The sequence below is a fragment of the Nonomuraea sp. NPDC049750 genome (assembly GCF_040659625.1).
In the GTDB taxonomy this organism is placed as follows: domain Bacteria; phylum Actinomycetota; class Actinomycetes; order Streptosporangiales; family Streptosporangiaceae; genus Nonomuraea.
Window position 1 is genome coordinate 154,572 of sequence record NZ_JBFANB010000018.1, and the last position, 14,589, is coordinate 169,160.

Consider the following 14,589-nt stretch of genomic DNA (forward strand, 5'->3'; position numbering starts at 1 on the left):
GAACGCCGGTCAGGCGCGTTCGGCGGCCTCGACCACGTTGGAGAGCAGGAGGGCGCGGGTCATCGGGCCGACGCCGCCGGGGTTGGGGGTCAGGAAGCCCGCCACCTCCGCCACCTCGGCCGCCACGTCGCCGGCGATCTTGCCGTCCACCCGCGAGACGCCCACGTCGAGCACGGCCGCGCCCGGCTTGACCATGGCCGGGGTGATGAGGCCGGGCACCCCGGCGGCGGCCACCACGATGTCGGCGTGGCGGACGTGCGCGGCCAAGTCGCGGGTGCCGGTGTGGCAGAGGGTGACCGTGGCGTTCTCGCTGCGCCGGGTCAGTAGCAGGCCGAGCGAGCGGCCCACCGTGATGCCGCGTCCGACCACGGCCACCTCGGCGCCCTTGATCGGCACGCCGTACTCCTGGAGGAGCAGCACGATGCCGTGCGGCGTGCAGGGCAGCGGCGCGTCGACCATGTGGACCAGGCGGCCCAGGTTGACCGGGTGCAGGCCGTCGGCGTCCTTGGCCGGGTCCATGCGCTCCAGCAGCGCCATCGTGTCGAGGTGACGGGGCAGCGGGAGCTGGACGATGTAGCCGGTGCACTCCGGCGAGGCGTTGAGCTCGTCGATGGCCGCCTCGACCTCGGCCTGGGTGGCGTCGGCCGGGAGGTCCACGCGAATGGAGGCGATGCCGACCTCGGCACAGTCGCGGTGCTTGCCCGCCACATAGATCTGGCTGCCGGGGTCGTCGCCGACCAGCACGGTGCCGAGACCGGGGGTGATGCCACGCTCTCTGAGCGCGGTCACCCGCGTCGTGAGGTCGGCCTTGATCCTGGCCGCGGTCGCCTTGCCGTCGAGTTTCACTGCGCTCATGTCTGCCAATCCTTCCATGAGATCCATGAGTTCGCTGGGAGCGGTGATGACATCGTTGTCATGGATCTTGGAACGGCATATGGTGACGTCACCGCCTATGTGCCCACTAAGGAGTCGTCTTGCCTGCTCACTTGCTGTCCGCAGAGTCGACCGACCTGTTCGTCGGCACGGCGGAGCGTCCGCACCAGGTGCTCAAGGTCACGCTGGAGCCGGATGGGCAGGAGACGCCACTCGACGTTCGCGGACCCGGGGTGTCCTGCGCGGCGCCCGTGAGCGTGCCGCCGGGAGTGGGCCCGGTCACCGTCGAGGTGCCGCTGGAGGTCAGCGTGCCGTACGGGAGCGTGGTGCCCTGCACCGTCACCTTCGGCGAGGCGGCGCTCGACGTCGAGGTCACGGCCGAGGAGCCGGGCTGGACGATGTACATGGTGTCGCACTTCCACTACGACCCTGTCTGGTGGAACACGCAGGCCGCCTACACCAGCCCCTGGGAGCTGCTCTCGGTCGACGCAACGACCCGGCCGCTGTGGGAGCACAACGCGTTCGCGCTGGTCGAGGCGCATATCGAGCTGGCGTTGCGCGATCCCGACTACCGGTTCGTGCTGGCCGAGATCGACTATCTCAAGCCGTTCTTCGACACCCACCCCGAGCGCCGCGCCGACCTGCGCGCGCTGCTCGACGAGGGCCGGGTGGAGCTTCTCGGCGGGACGTACAACGAGCCGAACACGAACCTGACCGGCGCCGAGAGCACCATCCGCAACATCGTGTACGGCATCGGCTACCAGCGCGACATCCTCGGCGGCGACCCGCGTACGGCCTGGCAGCTCGACGTGTTCGGGCACGACCCGCAGTTCCCCGGATACCTGGCGGCGGCCGGGCTGACCGGCAGCGCGTGGGCCCGGGGGCCCTTCCACCAGTGGGGGCCGATCAGCAAGAACTTCAGGGAGGCCAAGAACGACGCCTCCCTGATGCAGTTCCCGAGCGAGTTCGAGTGGATCTCGCCGTCGGGACAGGGCGTGCTGACGCACTACATGCCCGCCCACTACTCGGCGGGCTGGTGGATGGACTCCTCGCCGTCGCTGGAGGAGGCGACGCGGGCGACGTACGAGCTCTATCGCTCGCTCAAGCCGGTGGCCGCGACCCGGAACATCCTGCTGCCCGTCGGCACCGACTACACCCCGCCGAACAAGTGGGTCACCGACATCCACCGGACCTGGGCGGCCCGTTACATCTGGCCCCGGTTCGTCTGCGGCACGCCACGGGACTTCCTCGACGCGGTGCGCGGGGAAATATCGGCATTTAGCCCGCAGACCCGGGATATGAACCCCATCTACACCGGCAAAGACGTCTCGTACATCGACACCAAGCAGGCCCAGCGCGCGGCCGAGGTGGCGGCGCTCGACGCCGAGCGGCTGTCGGCGTTCGCGTCGCTGCTGGGGCTGGGCGGTTATCCGCACACCGCGCTGGACAAGGTGTGGCGGCAGCTGGCGTACGGGGCGCATCACGACGGGATCACCGGCTCCGAGTCGGACCAGGTCTACATCGACCTGCTGACGGGCTGGCGCGAGGCGCACGACCTGGCCGCCGGCGCCCGCGACCGCGCGCTGGACGCGCTGCTCGGCCAGATCTCGCTCGACGGCCGCAGCGTCGTGGTCACCAACACGCTGCCGTTCGCGCGTGACGGGCTGGTGCGGGTACGGCTGGCGCCCGGTGAGCGGGTGGAAGGCGAGATCCCGGCGATCGAGGAGGACGGCACGCTGGTCTTCCTGGCCAAGGACGTGCCGTCGATGGGCTGGCGGACATACCGGATCGTCGAGGGGGTGGCCGACACCTGGCAGCCGCTGCCCGGGACCGCCATCTCGAATGACCGGTGGCGGGTCGTCGCCGATCCGGCGCGCGGCGGCGGTCTGGAGTCGGTGTTCGATCGCGCCTCGGGCCGCGAGCTGCTGTCGGGGCTCGGGAACGAGCTGCGGCTGTACGACGAATACCCCACGCACCCGGACATGGGCGAAGGGCCGTGGCACCTGCTGCCGACCGGTCACGCCACCGGCTCCGGCGAGACCGCCGCAGCGGCCGTACACGCCTCGCAGAGTCCCCTCGGACAGCGCCTGACCATCACCGGCCAGGTGGGCGAGGTGTCCTATGAGCAGATCGTCACGCTCTGGACCGGCTCGGACCGGGTCGAGTTCACCACCCGCGTGCTCGACTACACCGGCGCCGACCGGCTGCTCCGGGTCCGCTTCCCGGCGCAGGTGGCGGGCGCGCTACCGGTCTCCGACGTGGCGGGCGCCGTGGTGGGGCGCGGGTTCGCGCAGCCCGAGGTCAACACCGCCGAGCACCCGTGGACGCTCGACAACCCGGCCAACACCTGGTTCGGACTGTCGGCCACGGCCAGGGTGGACCTGGGTGAGGCGGGCGCGCGGGCGCTGGGGGTCGCCGAGGTGGTGGTGCCCACTCTGGAGGACGCGCCCGGGGCCCGTTCGCTGGTGGTGGCGCTGGCCCGCGCGGGTGTGACCGCCACGACCTCGTCCGCCTCCGGCTCCCGGTACGGCTGGCTGGACGTCGACTCGAACCTGCCGGACGTACGCATCATCCTGGGCGGCCCGGACACCAACCCGCTGGCCGCCGAGCTCCTCGACCGCAGCGACCCGGCCTTCCTCGACGCGCTCAAGTCGGGGGCGCCGCTGGTCTGGGTACCCGCCGAACGACCGCTGGCCGAGGTGTGGCAGCCCAGCGCCGACCTGCGTGACGTACGCGCGCTGCCCGCGCTCATCGTCGCCGGGCCGGTGGAGGAGCTGGTCGCGGATCTGGCGGATGCCGTGATCTCCGCCGTTTGCCCGGTGGGCGAGGAGGTGCTGGAGTCTCGTACGGTCGCGCTGCTCACGTATGGTTTGCCGGGGTTCGCGGTGGATTCCGGTGGGGCGTTGCATCTGTCGCTCATGCGGTCCTGTACCGGGTGGCCGTCGGGGGTCTGGCTGGATCCGCCTCGGCGTACCGGGCCTGATGGGGCGGGGTTCCAGGTGCAGCACTGGACGCACGAGTTCTCGTACGCGCTGGCCGGCGGGGACGGCGACTGGCGGGCGCTGCGCCTGCCGGCGGCGGGACAGGAGTTCATCACGCCGATGCTGGCGCGAGAGGTCGCACCGGCCGCCGACGGGACGTTGCCCCAGGTGCACTCGCTCCTGCGGGTGGAGCCCGCCCGGGACGTCCTGCTCGGCACCATCAAAGCCACCGGCAACCCGCACGCCCACGGCCTGTCCCCCACCGGCGCTCTGGCGCCCACCGACGGCGTCACCATCCGGCTCGTGGAGTCGACCGGGCTCGGTTCGCGGGCCACGATCAAGTCTCCGGTACTGGACCTCGGCGGCCTCATCCACGCCGACCTGCTGGAACGGCCCGGCGACCCGGTGACCACGCTCGACCTGGCCGGGGCCGAGGTCGCCACCTACCTCGCCCCCGCCCCGCCGCGGCCCGCACGCCCCGACCTGGGCGCCACGGCCGAGCAGGCCCAGCCCGTCTACAGCCGCTACTGGCTGCACAACAAGGGGCCCGCGCCGCTCGGCTACCTCCCGGTGTCGATCGCCGTCACGCCCGGTCTCGTCACGCCCGGTCTCGTCACACCCGTCGCGGCCGCACAGGGGGCGGCCGCACAGGGGACCGTCGAGGTGACGGTCGTGGTGTCGTCCCACCTCGTCGACGCGCCGCACGAGGGCGTGGTGGACATCCGTGTCCCGGACGGCTGGAGCGCCACGCCCGCCCAGCGCGCCTTCCGCCTCGAACCCGGGGGCCACCTCCGCTTCCCCGTCACCGTCACACCCGCCCCCGGCCAGGGCCTGTACTTCGTCTCGGCCCGCACCTCGGTGGGCGACCAGCTGGTGGAGGACGTCGCCACGGTCGCGCTGGGCGAGGTGCCGGAGCTGCCCGTCGAGGGCGCCGTCCCGAACATGCGCGACGCGTTCAACGGGACCCAGGCCACCGAGGGCCGCGCGACCGGCCTGTCCGTCACCGCCGTCACGGAGTCGCTCTCCCTCCGCCCCGGCGACCGCACGTCTCTGGTTGTACGGCTGGCGAACACCACCTCGGACGAAATCCGCGGCGAGTCCCAGCTCGCGGCCCCCTGGGGCTCGTGGGAGCTCCTGCCCACGGTCATCCAGGGCTTCACCGTGGCGCCGGGCGAGACTGTCGACGTTTCGTTCCCCGTGGAGGTGCCGTACGACATGGCGGCCGGGCACTTCTGGGCACTGGCCAAGGTCATGTGGTACGGCCGCTGCCAGTACGCCCCCGCCGTCCGCTTGGAGGTCTCCCGATGAACCATGCTCTCACTGATACAGCGGGCGGTCCCGTACTGGAGCGACCCCCCGTGACCGGGGCGGGCGGTCCCATGCTGGAACGGCCCTCGGCGACCGGGGCAGGCGTTCCTGTACGGGAGCGGCCCGCCGCGACCGGAGCGGGCACCGCGCCTGGCGTGGGCGCGGTGATCGGCTGGGTCGGCGGACGGCCGATCTCCCGTGAGCCGCTGGACCGGCGGGTCCGCGAGCTGCGCGACAGCCCGCTCAGCGCGGCGCTGCCGCTGCCGGGCAGCTCCGAGGACCGGCAGCTGGCCAGGTGGCTGACGCAGGTGATCCTCACCGAGGCGCTGTGCAAGGACGAGGCCACGGCCCGCGGGCTGTCGCCGGTGGAGGTCGGGCGGCTCGACCCGCTGGCCGCGGTGGAGCTGGGGTCGATCAACGCCTCCGCGTACAACGGGAGCCCGTGGGTCCGCGCGCTGTTCGAGCACCTGACCGCCACAGTCGAGGTGCCGCCAGAGTGGCGGTCGCCGACGACGGCACAGGAGGCGGCGCCAGGTACGGCACAGGGGGTGGCGCCCGCGACGGCACAGGGGACGGCACAGGGCGTGGCCTGGCATGTCGTACGCCATCGGGTGTTCGCCGACCATGCCGAGGCGGCCGCCGCCACGGCCGACGATCTGGAACCGCTGGGACCGGTGACGCTGGGCTCCCTGCCTGCGGCGATCGCCGACGCCATCCCGCGCCGGCCGTACGGGATGCTCGTCGGTCCGGTCGAGGACGCCCTGGGCTGGCACGTGGCGGTGGCCCAACCGGCGCCCACCCCAGCTCCCTTCCCCGGTGCGGTCTCGCAGCGGGAGGCCGCGCGGCGGCGGATGTTCGCGCGGTGGCTCGACGAGTCGCGGGCGGCCAAGGTCGAACTCGTGCCCGGACTGGAACATCCTGGCGATCCCCGCCAGCCCGACAACCACCACAAACACTGATGGCCCGCGTACTCGCCATCGACATCGGGGGAACCAAGCTCGCCGCCGCGCTGGTGGACGAGACGGGTTCCATGCTGCGTTCCGCGACCCGGCCCACGCCGCGTACGGACGTCATGGTCGCTCTGGCGGCGCTGATCGAGGAGGTGACCGGAGACGGTCCGGCGCCGGAGGCGGTCGGGATCGGCTGCGCCGGGCCGCTGGACCTGGCCGCCGGGACCGTCAGCCCCGTCAACATGCCCAGCTGGCGCGGCTTCCCGCTGCGTGACGAGGTCGGCGCGCTGACCGGCCTGCCGACCATGCTGGCCGGTGACGCGCAGTGCATGGCGCTCGGGGAGCACTGGCTGGGGGCGGGGCGCGGGAGTTCTTCGCTGCTCGGGATCGTGGTGTCTACCGGGATCGGCGGCGGACTGGTGATCGACGGCGTCCCGCTCCTGGGCCCCAACGGAAACGCCGGACATGTCGGTCACATGACCATCGACCCGTACGGCGAGCGCTGCGAGTGCGGCGGGCGCGGCTGCGTCGAGCACTACTCCAGCGGCCCGAACCTGGCCCGCTGGGCACTGGCCAACGGCTGGACCCCGGGCCGCCCTGACGGGCTGGACGGCCCGGCCCACGCGCTGGACGGCCCGGCCGGCGCGCAGAACAGCACGGCCGGTGGGCAGAACGGCGCGGCCGACGCGCGGGCGCTGGCGCGGGACGCGGCGGGTGGGGATCCCGTGGCGGTGGCGGCGTTCGAACGGGGTGCCAGGGCACTCGCCGGCATGATCGCCTCGACCGCGGCGGCGGTCGAGCTCACCAAGGTGGTCATCGGCGGCGGCGTCTCAGCGGCGGGACCGGTCCTGTTCGACCCGTTGGCGCGGGCGCTGGACGACGTGGCCGGGCTGGCGTTCGTCAGGGCGGTGAAGGTGGAGCCGACCACCCTGGGAGTACGGGCCGGACTCGCCGGAGCCGCGAAACTCGCCTGGAGCCAGTCCCGTACAGCCGCCTGAGATGTTCAGGTACGGCCGCCTGAGACGCTCAGGCGGCCGGGCGGGCTACTCGCGCTCGGCGATCTGGGCCGCGCGCCGCTCGATGATGCGGCGGGTGAACGGGATGACCTCCACGACGCGCGCCCCGAGGTAGGCGCCGAGGAAGGCGAGCACCACCAACATGACCGGGCTGGTGGCGATCCCGTTCATGGTCACGAAGGCATACAGAACCGAGTCGAGCGGCGCCATAAGGAGTACTCCCGGAGAACGGACGAGCGGCAAGGCCCACAGCGTAACCGGACATTACTTATGCTTGTGCGCAAAAGGGCGGGTTCATACCGCCCTTTTGCCTGGGACCGCGCTGGAATAGTGCGTCGGACCGTCAGTGGAAGAAGTGGCGCGTCCCCGTGAAGTAGAGCGCCACGCCCGCCTTCTCCGCCGCCTCGATGACCAGCTGGTCGCGGACGGATCCGCCGGGCTCCACGACGGCCTTGACGCCCGCCTCGATCAGCACCTCCAGCCCGTCGGGGAACGGGAAGAACGCGTCCGAGGCCGCCACCGACCCCTTGGCCCGCGTGTCGGCGCGGGTCACCGCCAGGCGGCACGAGTCGACCCGGTTGACCTGCCCCATCCCGACACCCACGGTCGCCCCGCCGGACGCCAGCAGGATGGCGTTGGACTTGACCGAGCGGCAGGCCCGCCACGCGAACGCCAGGTCGGCCAGCATCTCCTCGGAGACCGGCTCGCCCGCCTTGAGCTGCCAGTGCTCCGGCGCGTCGCCGGACGCGTCGACCCGGTCGGTCTGCTGGACGAGGAGGCCGCCGTCGATCCGGCGGAACTCGGCGGGGTTGGCCGGGCCCGAGGGACAGATCAGCAGGCGGACGTTCTTCTTCTGCGTCAGTACGGCCAGCGCCTCGGGCTCGTAGGACGGCGCCACGACGACCTCGGTGAACACCTCGGCGATCTGCCGGGCCAGCTCGGCCGTGACGGCCCCGTTGACCGCGATGACGCCCCCGTACGCCGAGACCGGGTCACAGGCGTGCGCCTTGCGGTGCGCGTCGGCTACGTCGGAGCCGATGGCGATGCCGCACGGGTTCTGGTGCTTGATGATCGCGACGCAGGGCTCGACGAAGTCCCAGGCCGCCCGCCAGGCCGCGTCGGCGTCGAGGTAGTTGTTGTAGGACATCTCCTTGCCGTGCACCTGCTCGGCGTTGGCCAGGCCGTCGAGGCCGCCGCTGTAGAGGGCGGCGGACTGGTGCGGGTTCTCGCCGTAGCGCAGGGTCGACTTGCGCTTCCAGGTGGCGCCCATGAACGAGGGCCAGTCGTCGTCGACCCGGTAGGCGCCGGCGAACCAGGACGCCACGGCCACGTCATAGGAGGCCGTGTGGGCGTAGGCGATGCCCGCCAGGCGCCGGCGTTCGGTCAGCGTGAAGCCGCCCTCGCCGAGCGCGCCCACCACGTCGCCGTAGAAGCGCGGGTCGACCACGACGGCGCAGGTGCTGTGGTTCTTGGCGGCGCCACGGATCATCGCGGGCCCGCCGATGTCGATCTGCTCGACGCACTCCTCGTCGGACGCGCCGGAGGCGACCGTCTGCTCGAACGGGTAGAGGTTGACCACCACCAGCTGGAACGGGTCGATCTCCAGCTCGTCGAGCTGGGCCACGTGGTGCGGCTTGGTGAGGTCGGCCAGCAGCCCGGCGTGTACGCGCGGGTGGAGCGTCTTGACCCGGCCGTCGAGGCACTCGGGGAACCCGGTCAGCTGCTCGACCTTGGTGACGGGGATGCCGTAGGAGGCGATGGCGGCGGCGGTGCCGCCCGTTGACACGATCTCCACCCCCGCGCCGTCCAGAGCCCTGGCCAGCTCCTCCAGCCCGGACTTGTCGTACACCGCGATCAGCGCGCGCCGGATGGCGATGCGAGTCACTTCGATTCCCCTTCTGATTGGTTACCGATGCGGACGGTCTGTCCTGGTTGGTTACCGATGCGAACAGTCCGTCCACTGACCGTCCAGCCCTCACGGACCATCCGGCCGACGATCTCGACGAGCAGGCGGCGCTCGACGGTCTTGATGCGCTCGTGCAGGACCGCCTCGTCGTCACCCGGTAGTACGGCCACGGCCTCCTGGGCGACGATCGGCCCGCTGTCGACGCCGGAATCGGCCAGCATGACCGTGCAGCCCGTCACCTTGACCCCGTGAGCGAGCGCGTCACGCACCCCGTGCGCACCCGGGAAGGAGGGCAGCAGGGCGGGATGGGTGTTGAGCACCGGGAACGCGTCGAGCGTCGGTGCGCCGATGATCTTCATGAAGCCCGCCGACACCACCAGATCGGGCTCGTAGGAAGCGATCCGGTCGGCGAGCGCGATATTCCACTCCGACCGCTTCTCGTAATCACCCAGCTTTTCGACGAAAGTAGGGACGTCAGCCCGCGACGCCCGAGCCAGTCCCTCGATGCCGTCTCTGTCCGCACCGACAGCCACCACGCGGGCGCCGTAGGACGGGTCGGCCGAAGCGTCCAGCAAGGCCTGTAGGTTTGTTCCAGAGCCGGAGACGAGGACGACGAGCCGCCCAGCCTTTGACACGCGCACTCCAATGAGAAAACCGGGGTGGGGTTGCAAGCGTATCCGCTCTTCGTCCGGCGACGCAGAGGAGGTCAGGTGTCGACACCGGTGCAGGCACCGACGGGTCAGCATCCCGCGGATTCCGCGGGCCGCCGAGCCATCTGGTTGGCCATCGCGGCGCTGGCCATGACGTTCATGCTGCCGCTGGCGGGGCTGGTCATGGCGGTGTTCGCGCTGATGGCGGGCATTCGCGCGCTGCCCCAGCTGAAGCGCGCGGAAAAGCCGCGGGGCATCGCCGTGGGCGGCATCGCCATCTCCTCGGTCGCCCTCACGCTGTCGGCCATGGCCACGGCGATGCAGCTCTATCTGATGGACGAATACTCCGCCTACCAGAACTGCATGAAGGGCGCGGGCACCGTCTCGTCGCAGGGCGAGTGCTTCACCCAGTTCAGGGACGCGGCCCAGAAGAAGCTCCCGCCGGACGTACTCGAACTCCTGGGCGCGGTGCAGCCCTGACCTGAGGGAAACCCCGACCTCATCACAGCGAGTCCAGGCCGCGCATCGCGATGTTCACGGCCCGTCCGGTTGACGCCAAATACTCCTGCTCCGCCTCGCCGTACATCTCCAGGCTGGCCATCCCGGCCGCCTGCACCGCACCCATGAACGCGCCGGTCGCCGCCGCGGCACTGATGGGGTCCAGCCTGTCGGGGAATGCGGCCAACAACGCGGCTGCGATCCGGCGCTGCGCGTCGAACATCATGTGAAGGGCCATCGCCTGTACGGCGGGCACCGTCGCGAGCAGCCTCTGGTAGAGCTCCTTCAGCTCCGGGTCCCCGGTCCACGGCCCCTGGGTGAGGTAGTGGGCGATGGCTTGGTCGTAGGTCCTGCGCAGCACTTGCTGCAGCGTGTCGTCCGGGGCGCGGTCGGCGATCACCTCCAGCGCCAGCCCGTAGAACCGCTCGACGTCGGCGAACAGCACGTGCTCCTTGCTCGGGAAGTAGTTGAAGAACGTCTTGGTGGCCACGTCCGCCGCGGCGGCGATCTGTGCGCCGGTGGTCTGTTCGTAGCCCTGCTCGGTGAACAGCCGGATCGCCGTACGGATGAGCAGGTGCCTGGTCTGTCGCTTCTTGCGTTCGCGCAGCGTCTCCTCCATGGCAGAATCTTACACTAGAAGAAATTTACACGATTGTATTTTTGCGCTGAGTGGTGATATCCAGGAGACATGAGCCAAAGAGCGTTACTCCCTCGCCTGGCGCCCGCCATCGGGCTGTTCTTCCTCGCGCCACTGACCGCCGAGTACCTGATGGGCAACGCACCGATCACCCACATCCAAAACCTGCTCGGCCTGGCCCCCCTGTACGGCGGCGGCGCCCTCCTCATCCGTGAGTTCGCCCGCCGTACCGGACGCGGCTGGCCCGCCATGATGACCCTCGCGCTGGCCTACGGCATGATCGAGGAGGCCTTCGTCACCCAGACGCTGTGGGACTCGAACTGGATGGTCGGCGCGCACACCCTCGAGTACGGCTTCATCCCCGAGCTCGGCCTGGCCGGACCATGGACGCTGTTCATGGTCGGCGTGCACACGGTCTTCAGCATCAGCGCCCCGATCGCGGTCGCGGAGACCCTCGCCGGCTCGCGGCGCACCACGCCATGGCTGGGCAAGATCGGTCTCACCGTCGCAGGCGTGCTGTACGCGGTCGTCGCCCTGGGCAGCGGCGTCGCACAGGCCGTCTTCGGCCGCCATGCCTCCGCGCTCCAGCTCATCGGCGCCGGAGTCGTCATCGCCGCGATCATCGTCGCCGGCATCCGCCTCCCTAGGCGCACCACCGACGTCACCCTGCTGCGCGGCCGCGCCCCCAGCCCGTGGGTCGTCGGCGCTTTCGCCATGGTCGCCGGAGCGGTCTTCGTGCTGCTGTACGCGGTCGACCCCACCGGCTTCACGCCCTGGCTGGCGGAGGCGATCCCCCTCCCGCCGTGGCTCAGCGTGATCATCTATCTGACCCTGTTCGTCACCGTCGCCACCGTGGTGGTCCGCTGGTCACACCGCGCCGGCTGGTCGCAGGCCCACCGGCTGGCGCTCGCCGGCGGCGCCATGCTGACCTACGCCTGGCACTCCTTCCCCCAGCGGAACATCACCCCGACGGTCCCGCTCACCCAACCGACCAGCCTGGCGGAAGACCTGGCCAGCAACGCCATCCTCACCGCAGGCGCAGTGGCCCTGCTGATAGTCGCGGCCCTGCGGCTCCGTCGGCCGGCGGACACCAGAACAGGCCCTCAGTCGCGATCCCAGGCGTAGGGATCGACGTAGATGACATGGCCGCCACGATCGTCCGACTCATCGACGATGTCCGTACGCGGTGGGCGGTCCCGCTCCGGCAGGATCGGCAGGGCCTGGGCCAGCGTCTCCGCCGCGGCCGAGGCGTGCTCGTCCTGCCAGTCGTCCCGGATCACCGGAATGGCCTGGGTGTCGGCCTCGGTGGCGTCCATCCAGTGGCCGGGCAGGGGCCGGGCGTCGGCCTCGGCCAGGCCGACCTTGCTCGCCGCCCTGGCGATCGCGGCGCCCGCCTTGCGTACCGGAACCGCGGCCTTGTCGAGTGGAGCTCGGGCCCGCCTGTTGAGCAGGAGTACGTTGGCCACGCCCGCGGAGATGCCGGCGGCGACGCCCACCTCCAGGCCCACCGACAGCGCCACCTCCCACGGCGACGGCCCGACCGTGGCCAGCCGCCCGCCGCCGATGGGGCCGCCGGACAGCGCGGCGAGCAGCGCGGCGACCAGCCCAGTGGTGATCCCGGTGAAGAAGCCCCACAGCGGTGCGGCCTCGTACGAAGGCGACGGCGCCATCCTGGCCACCACGATCCCGGCCACGGTCCCGGCGGCGAACGGCAGCGCGATCACCGCCATCGTCCAGCCGGGCACGGGACCGCTCTCGGGCAGCGCGCCGAGCAGCGGCAGGCTCGGCACCGTGCCCAGTTGCACGCCAGTGGGCGCGACCAGCGTGTCGGCGCCGACGGCGAAGCCCGGCCCGGCGATGTAGGAGGCGGCCCAGATGACGGTGTTGAGCAGATAGAGGATCTGGACCAGCAGGAGCAGCACGCCGCCCACGAACCCGGGCGCGAGCACGTTGGACAGCTCGCGCACCTGGCCGAAGTTCACGATCAGGGCCGTCAGCACGAGGGCGAGCCCGGCGACGAGCAGCACCGCCGTGGCGACGGCCGTGCCGACGGTCAGGGCGCGCACCCGCTCGGGCAGCAGGCGCAGCATCGCCCGCCACGGGCCGATCGTCCGCGCCGTGGCCAGCGCCCCCGCGAAGAACGCCAGCACGAAGTGGCTGACCAGCGCCTCGCCGATGAACGGCTGGGTGATGTCGTTGCGGGCGACGAGCGCGATGAGCCCGGCGAGCAGGGCGTAGGGGGCGGCCAGGGAGACTCCGGCCTGCGCGACCAGGACGAGCTGGGCCCGGCGGCGCGCGCTGGCCTGCTCGCGCGGGCTGTTCTTGGGCAGCCGCGCGGGCAGCCGCAGCCGCAGGTCGGCGTCGCGCGCCATCCACCGCCCGGCGCGGTAGAGCAGCACGGCGGGCAGGATCGTCAGGCCGAGCGGGAGCAGCCCCACCTTGCCGCCGGGGATCGCGAACCCGGCGTGGTGGGCGGCCAGCCACACCTGCGCCGCCGTACGGAACACGCCCGGCAGCCCCGCGCCCAGCGCACCGCGCGGCGCGGCGATCCACCCGACCAGGGTCAGCGTGGTGAGAACGGCCAGGCCGACGCCCAGCGTGATGGCGGCGGCGAGCATCCCGGACACGGGCAGCGGCCGGCGCGTCTCGTCGTCATCACTCGAGACGCCGGGCAGCCGACCTAGTACCGATTCGAGAAGCGCCGTCACAAGTAGTTATTTTCTCAAGCTTTACCAACCAACGCTTGGTTGACGCGCCGCGCGCAGGGCTTTCCCTCTCCCATTTTTCGCCCTCTTTGGGGGGTCTCCGCGGTTTCACAGGGGACGCCACCCACCGGCTCGGCACAAAAAAGACGCCCCGCCACGAAACGGGCGGGGCGGTCTTCAGCCGGAAATCAGCGCGACTGCATGATCTCACGCATGAGGCGCGCGGTCTCGGACGGAGTCTTGCCGACGCGGACGCCCACCTTTTCGAGGGCCTCCTTCTTCGCCTGCGCGGTGCCGGCGGAGCCGGAGACGATGGCGCCGGCATGGCCCATCGTCTTGCCCTCCGGGGCGGTGAAGCCCGCGACGTAGGCCACCACGGGCTTGGTGACGTGCTGCTCGATGTAGGCCGCGGCCCGCTCCTCGGCGTCGCCGCCGATCTCACCGATCATCACGATCGCGTCGGTGCCCGGGTCGTCCTGGAACGCCTGGAGCGCATCGATGTGCGTCGTGCCGATGACCGGGTCACCGCCGATGCCCACCGCGGTCGAGAAGCCGAAGTCGCGCAGCTCGTACATGAGCTGGTACGTCAACGTGCCCGACTTGGACACCAGGCCGATACGGCCGGCCGTGGTGATGTCGGCGGGGATGATGCCGGCGTTGGAGGCGCCGGGCGAGGCGATGCCGGGGCAGTTGGGGCCGATGATGCGGGTCTTGTTGCCCTTGGCGATCGCGTACGCCCAGAACTCGGTCGAGTCGTGGACCGGCACGCCCTCGGTGATCACCACGCAGAGCGGGATCTCCGCGTCAATGGCCTCCTTGACGGCGTCCTTGGTGAAGGCCGGCGGCACGAAGGCGACCGACACGTCGGCGCCCGTCTGCTCCATGGCCTCCTTCACCGTGCCGAACACCGGCAGGCCCTCGTGCGTCGTGCCCGCCTTGCGGGCGTTGACGCCACCGACCACGCGGGCGCCGGAGGCGAGCATGCGGCGGGTGTGCTTGGTGCCCTCACCGCCGGTCATGCCCTGAACGATGATCTTGCTGTTCTCGGTCAGCCAGATAGCCATG

12 protein-coding genes are annotated in these 14,589 nt (G+C 71.2%); 5 read left to right on the forward strand and 7 right to left on the reverse strand.

Annotated elements, in window-relative coordinates; all coding sequences use genetic code 11:
• Window positions 1-9 precede the first annotated feature (9 nt).
• Window positions 10-855 carry a bifunctional methylenetetrahydrofolate dehydrogenase/methenyltetrahydrofolate cyclohydrolase gene (locus AB0J16_RS37510; RefSeq protein ID WP_357948558.1) on the reverse strand — a complete coding sequence of 282 codons (846 nt, stop codon included), beginning with the start codon at window positions 853-855 and terminating at the stop codon, window positions 10-12.
• Window positions 856-974: 119 nt separating this feature from the next.
• On the opposite strand from AB0J16_RS37510, the gene AB0J16_RS37515 reads away from it, so the two are divergent.
• From AB0J16_RS37515 to AB0J16_RS37525, 3 genes are read left to right on the forward strand one after another with little or no spacing between them, the layout of a single operon-like run.
• The gene (locus AB0J16_RS37515) at window positions 975-5,162 is read left to right on the forward strand and encodes a glycoside hydrolase family 38 C-terminal domain-containing protein (RefSeq protein WP_358548731.1); all 4,188 of its coding nucleotides are present in this window, start codon (window positions 975-977) and stop codon (window positions 5,160-5,162) included.
• Complete coding sequence (locus AB0J16_RS37520; RefSeq protein WP_358548733.1) at window positions 5,159-6,121, forward strand: hypothetical protein; 963 nt, start codon at window positions 5,159-5,161, stop codon at window positions 6,119-6,121. The genes AB0J16_RS37515 and AB0J16_RS37520 overlap by 4 nt, the downstream gene beginning before the upstream one ends.
• A complete protein-coding gene (locus tag AB0J16_RS37525) occupies window positions 6,121-7,110 on the forward strand; it encodes an ROK family protein (protein ID WP_358548736.1) in 990 nt (329 codons plus the stop codon). The genes AB0J16_RS37520 and AB0J16_RS37525 overlap by 1 nt, the downstream gene beginning before the upstream one ends.
• Window positions 7,111-7,155: 45 nt before the next feature.
• Here AB0J16_RS37525 and AB0J16_RS37530 read toward each other — a convergent pair whose 3' ends face one another.
• The 3 genes from AB0J16_RS37530 to purN form a co-directional block, all read right to left on the reverse strand.
• Window positions 7,156-7,338 carry a hypothetical protein gene (locus tag AB0J16_RS37530; RefSeq protein WP_358548739.1) on the reverse strand — a complete coding sequence of 61 codons (183 nt, stop codon included), beginning with the start codon at window positions 7,336-7,338 and terminating at the stop codon, window positions 7,156-7,158.
• A 133-nt stretch (window positions 7,339-7,471) separates the two neighbouring features.
• Window positions 7,472-9,013: a bifunctional phosphoribosylaminoimidazolecarboxamide formyltransferase/IMP cyclohydrolase gene (gene purH / locus AB0J16_RS37535; protein ID WP_358548742.1), complete on the reverse strand. Its 1,542-nt coding sequence runs from the start codon at window positions 9,011-9,013 to the stop codon at window positions 7,472-7,474.
• Entirely contained in the window at window positions 9,010-9,669 is a 660-nt protein-coding gene (purN, locus tag AB0J16_RS37540) for a phosphoribosylglycinamide formyltransferase (protein ID WP_358548745.1), read from the reverse strand. The genes purH and purN overlap by 4 nt, the downstream gene beginning before the upstream one ends.
• A gap of 75 nt (window positions 9,670-9,744) precedes the next feature.
• On the opposite strand from purN, the gene AB0J16_RS37545 reads away from it, so the two are divergent.
• Window positions 9,745-10,164: a hypothetical protein gene (locus AB0J16_RS37545; protein ID WP_358548748.1), complete on the forward strand. Its 420-nt coding sequence runs from the start codon at window positions 9,745-9,747 to the stop codon at window positions 10,162-10,164.
• Window positions 10,165-10,186: 22 nt separating this feature from the next.
• Here the strand turns inward: AB0J16_RS37545 and AB0J16_RS37550 are convergent, their stop codons facing one another.
• On the reverse strand, window positions 10,187-10,801 hold the full coding sequence (locus tag AB0J16_RS37550) for a TetR family transcriptional regulator (protein ID WP_358548750.1): 615 nt from the start codon (window positions 10,799-10,801) through the stop codon (window positions 10,187-10,189).
• A gap of 69 nt (window positions 10,802-10,870) precedes the next feature.
• Between AB0J16_RS37550 and AB0J16_RS37555 the strand changes: the two genes are divergently transcribed.
• Entirely contained in the window at window positions 10,871-11,944 is a 1,074-nt protein-coding gene (locus AB0J16_RS37555) for a hypothetical protein (protein WP_358548753.1), read from the forward strand.
• Here the strand turns inward: AB0J16_RS37555 and AB0J16_RS37560 are convergent.
• Complete coding sequence (locus AB0J16_RS37560; protein WP_358548755.1) at window positions 11,923-13,527, reverse strand: DUF6350 family protein; 1,605 nt, start codon at window positions 13,525-13,527, stop codon at window positions 11,923-11,925. The two genes, AB0J16_RS37555 and AB0J16_RS37560, sit on opposite strands and share 22 nt — an antisense overlap.
• 185 nt (window positions 13,528-13,712) lie before the next feature.
• On the reverse strand, window positions 13,713-14,588 hold the full coding sequence (sucD, locus tag AB0J16_RS37565) for a succinate--CoA ligase subunit alpha (protein ID WP_219531323.1): 876 nt from the start codon (window positions 14,586-14,588) through the stop codon (window positions 13,713-13,715).
• Between the last annotated feature and the right edge of the window lies 1 nt (window position 14,589).